Annotated in this window: 4 protein-coding genes; all 4 read left to right on the top strand. The window is 54.2% G+C overall.

The window, feature by feature from the left end; genetic code table 11:
- On the top strand, window positions 1-1,099 hold a 1,099-nt coding region (locus C5O24_RS10925; RefSeq protein ID WP_133165544.1), incomplete at its 5' end, for an alpha/beta hydrolase family protein.
- A 472-nt stretch (window positions 1,100-1,571) separates the two neighbouring features.
- Window positions 1,572-1,910, top strand: coding sequence for a single-stranded DNA-binding protein (ssb, locus tag C5O24_RS10920; protein WP_107034914.1), 339 nt, complete (start codon window positions 1,572-1,574; stop codon window positions 1,908-1,910).
- A gap of 57 nt (window positions 1,911-1,967) precedes the next feature.
- On the top strand, window positions 1,968-3,965 hold the full coding sequence (locus C5O24_RS10915) for an OPT family oligopeptide transporter (RefSeq protein ID WP_107681820.1): 1,998 nt from the start codon (window positions 1,968-1,970) through the stop codon (window positions 3,963-3,965).
- Window positions 3,929-4,576: MATE family efflux transporter (locus tag C5O24_RS10910; RefSeq protein WP_240604979.1), on the top strand; the 648-nt coding region annotated here is incomplete at its 3' end. The genes C5O24_RS10915 and C5O24_RS10910, both read left to right, overlap by 37 nt.

Genomic DNA, 4,576 nt, shown 5'->3' with positions numbered 1-4,576 from the left:
TTCGCGCACCGTGTATTTCACAGCCATGGGACGCGAGAAAGACGAGCACCCCTACTACCAGCATTTCTACAGCGTCAGCCTCGACGGCGGCCCGGTGCGCAGGCTCGACTCAGGATCATACTTTCATTCGCCCATAGTCGACGATGACGCACGATACTTCGTCGACAACTTCTCACGCGTGGACACCGTGCCAGAAACCGCACTCTACGACACCCGTGGCAACAAGATCATGACACTGCAGCGCGCCGACTTCAGCCAGCTGTTTGCCAACGGATACCAGTTCCCCGAAACATTCACAGTCAAGGCTGCCGACGGAGTCACCGATCTCTACGGAGTCATGTATAAGCCGTTTGACTTCGATCCCGAAAAATCATATCCTATCATCGACTATGTATATCCCGGTCCTCAGGTAGAAGCCACCAACTACCCGTTCACCCGCATGTCGGTCCGCACCGACCGACTCGCACAGGCCGGATTTATCGTCATCACCGTTGGCAACAGAGGCGGACACCCTGATCGCTCCAAATGGTATCATAACTACGGCTACGGCAACCTGCGCGATTACGGACTCGCCGATCAGAAAGCTGCCATCGAACAGCTCGCCGCCCGACATCCATATATCGACATTAACCGCGTTGGTATACATGGCCACAGCGGCGGAGGATTCATGTCGACAGCCGCAATACTCGGCTACCCCGACTTCTTCAAAGTAGCCGTGTCATGCGCCGGCAACCACGACAACCGCATCTACAACCGCTGGTGGAGCGAAACCCACCACGGCGTTAAGGAAACTGTCAGCGAAAATGGCGACACAACATTTGTCTACTCCATACAGACCAATCCTGAAATAGCGCGCAATCTCAAAGGCCATCTAATGCTTGTACACGGCGACCTTGACAACAATGTCCATCCAGGCAACACCATAAGGGTAGCCAACGCACTCATCAACGCCAACAAGCGCTTCGATTTCCTCTATCTCCCGACACAGCGCCACGCATTCGGCAACATGGACGAATACTTCTACTGGCGCATGGTCGACTACTTCTCCGACTATCTGCTCAATGGCCGTCAGACACAGGTCGACATACCGCAACGCTGACCCACACTGATTCAGTCTTATTCACGACGCCTTCCCGTTGCCCATCACTGGCCGGGAAGGCGTCGCTATTTATTTGAGACCAACACATCCTCATACACAAACAACCCATCCATCAGCGACATCCTCAGTCAGCTTCAGATCTAAGAGAGTGTTTGAATTTCACTTCTATTCACTCAAAGAGGATTTTCGGAGAGATTTGCGTCAGTTGAGGAGGGAGCGATGCGGGCATCGTGACCGATGAAACCTGACGGAAATCGCCCGAAAAGACCTTTGAGAGGATAGAAAGAAGTCCATATATATTTCTTTGTGTTAAATTCAAACACTCTCTAAAAGTCAGACATAGCGCGGGAGGCTTCGGATTTTTTTCGTAACTTCGCAAAAAATAGAGTACGACAGCATGACATCTGACAAATCATGTCGTGAATTCAGCTATCCCACCTCTATCTAAAGTTTACTACTAAATCCCATGTTTATGAGCGTAAACAAAGTTATACTCGTGGGCAACGTCGGACAAGACCCTGAAATCCGATACGTGGAGAAACGCCCCGTTGCCGAGATGTCTCTTGCCACTACCGAACGTGGCTATCGCACGTCATCTGGCGTTGACATTCCCGAACGCACCGAATGGCATCGCCTTATCATGTGGGATTCGGCGGCCGATACCGCCGAAAAATATATCCGTAAAGGCACAAAACTGTTTGTAGAAGGCAAACTCCGCACACGCACCTGGGTGGATCGCGCCGGCGTGGCCCGCAAAGTGACCGAAATTTATGTCGACAATTTCGACATACTCTCACGTCCGCAGACGTAACCATGACACCACTTCACCAGATCACATAGAAATAAACCAATCATACTGATCAAGCCAATGGAAAAAAGACAGACAGAGATCCCGGCCGACATATATTCGACGGCCGATCCGGTGGAACTGCCCGAAAACGCGTTCCGCGAGCTTGGAGCCGACGAACACTATCGTCCGCTGATGCACCCCGCTCATGATTACAAGGAAGTCACCCCCTACTCCGTCGGAGTCGGACTGCTACTCGCCGTAATATTCAGCGCCGCGGCCGCATACCTCGGCCTAAGGGTCGGACAGGTGTTTGAAGCGGCCATTCCCATAGCCATCATTGCCGTCGGAATGTCAAGCGCGCTGAAGAAAAACGGCGCTCTCGGCCAGAATGTCATGATACAGTCTATCGGCGCCTGCTCCGGCGTTATCGTAGCCGGGGCCATCTTCACTCTTCCCTCACTGTTTATACTTCAGGGAAGTTATCCTGATATCACCGTCAACTTCATCGAGATATTCCTCAGCTCACTGCTTGGCGGCGTGCTCGGCATACTATTCTTCATACCGTTCAGAAAATATTTTGTCAAGGACATGCACGGCAAATATCCCTTCCCGGAAGCCACCGCCACCACACAGGTGCTTGCGAGCGGACAAGGCACTGGGGCCGGAAGCCGTGCGCAGGCGCGTCTGCTTGTAGTGGCCTCGCTCATCGGAGGTATTTATGACTATATTGTGTCGACATTCGGATTCTGGGCCGAAGAGGTCTCGACGGCCTTCTGTGGATGGGGTGCCGCACTCGCCGAAAAGTGCAAGATCGTTGTGAGCTGCAACACCGGTGCCGCCCTCCTCGGCCTTGGATATATTGTAGGTCTTAAGTACGCTTTTGTGATTTTCGCCGGATCAGCATTCGTATGGTGGGTGATTCTGCCTCTGATGGGCACTTACGGAGCTCCGGAGCTTACCGCCCTATCGCCCGACGCGCTTTTTGCCGACTACGCGCGCCTCATAGGCATAGGTGGCATAGCCATGGCAGGAGTCATAGGAATCATAAAGTCGTGGGGCATCATCGTACAGGCAGCCGGACTCGCAGGACGCGAATTCAAGGGCGGAAAGACCGATCGCAAACCGCTTCGCTGGCAGGCCGACCTCTCCATGAAACATGTGGTCTTCTACATTGTCATCGCCCTCGTCGCCGTCTTTGGATTCTTTTGGGCGGGAGTGCTCCATAATTTCTGGCAGGCTCTTGTAGCATGGGTTGTCGTGACCGTCATAGCATTCCTGTTCACAACCGTTGCCGCCAACGCTATAGCCATAGTAGGCACAAATCCGGTATCGGGCATGACGCTGATGACGCTCATTGTAGCCTCTGCAATATTTGTGGCTGTAGGCATCAGCGGCACATCGGGCATCGTTGCCTCCATGGTAATAGGAGGAGTCGTGTGCACCGCCCTTTCGATGGCCGGAGGATTTGTGACCGACCTGAAGATCGGCTACTGGCTTGGATCGACACCGCGCAAACAGGAGAGCTGGAAATTCGTCGGAACACTCGTTTCGGCGGCAACAGTAGGAGGCGTCATACTCCTCCTCAACGACGTCTACGGATTTAGCGGTCCCAACGCACTTGTGGCTCCTCAGGCCAACGCCATGGCCAAAGTGATCGAGCCGATCATGATGGGAGGCGAAACGCCATGGATGCTTTACATTGCCGGCGCAGTGCTGGCTGTGCTGCTCAACTGGCTCGGCGTGCCGGCGCTGGCATTCTGCCTCGGAATGTTCATCCCCATGCAGCTCAACGCTCCCCTGCTTGTCGGAGGCGCGATAGCATGGTTTGTAAGCACACGTTCGGCTGACAAAGCCGTAAATGACGCCCGTCGTGACCGCGGCACACTCATCGCATCCGGACTCATCGCCGGAGGCGCACTCTTCGGAGTATTCGCCGCCCTTACACGTTTTGCCGGATTCGAATATGTAAATACGATGCCCGTGGCCATGACACAGGGACTCGGAATTGCAGTCTACATCGCACTGATCATCTATCTCGCATGGCAGAGCATGAAAGCTCGACCGACAGCAGCGTAAAACCGCTGCTGCACAACATCATCGCCCTCTCATTGCCCGCGATAGCAAGCAATCTGGTCACGCCGCTGCTCGGCATGACCGATGTGGCTATCGCGGGACACTTGGGGGGCGCTGTGTTTTTGGCCGCTATAGCTGTGGGAGGCAACATGTTCAACCTGCTCTACTGGCTCTTCGGATTTCTACGGATGGGATCCAGCGGACTCACCGCGCAGGCCTTTGGAGCCGACGACAAAATGCGTCAGGCCACAGTGCTCTATCAGGCGCTCACCGTAGCCCTTGCTATCGGAGTCGCCTTCATAATCATGCGCACGCCACTGTGCGGCATGCTGCTTGATATGATGGAGGTGGAACATCGCGCCGCAGCCATGGCCGCCGAATACTTCATGACACTCATCTGGGGAGCACCCGCAATGCTCGGCTCATTCGTCATGGCCGGATGGTTTCTCGGAATGCAAAATTCCAAGGTGACCATGTGGATATCCGTCCTTACTGTCATCGTCAATATCGCCGTCAGTCTTACACTTACACTGGCCTTGGATCTTGGCATATACGGGCTGGCCTTGGGCACGCTCTCGGCGCAATGGATCGGATTTACAGCTTCGGTCATCGTG

The sequence above is a fragment of the Paramuribaculum intestinale genome (assembly GCF_003024925.1).
GTDB classification, from domain to species: Bacteria; Bacteroidota; Bacteroidia; order Bacteroidales; family Muribaculaceae; genus Paramuribaculum; species Paramuribaculum intestinale.
Note: the sequence above shows the minus strand (reverse complement) of the source record. Positions and strands in the feature narration are given on the sequence as shown.

Bases quoted from the DNA above. Each gene is read 5' to 3' on its own strand.
- C5O24_RS10915 (WP_107681820.1), top strand. From the start codon at position 1,968: ATGGAAAAAAGACAGACAGAGATCCCGGCCGACATATATTCGACGGCC.
- ssb (WP_107034914.1), top strand. From the start codon at position 1,572: ATGAGCGTAAACAAAGTTATACTCGTGGGCAACGTCGGACAAGACCCT.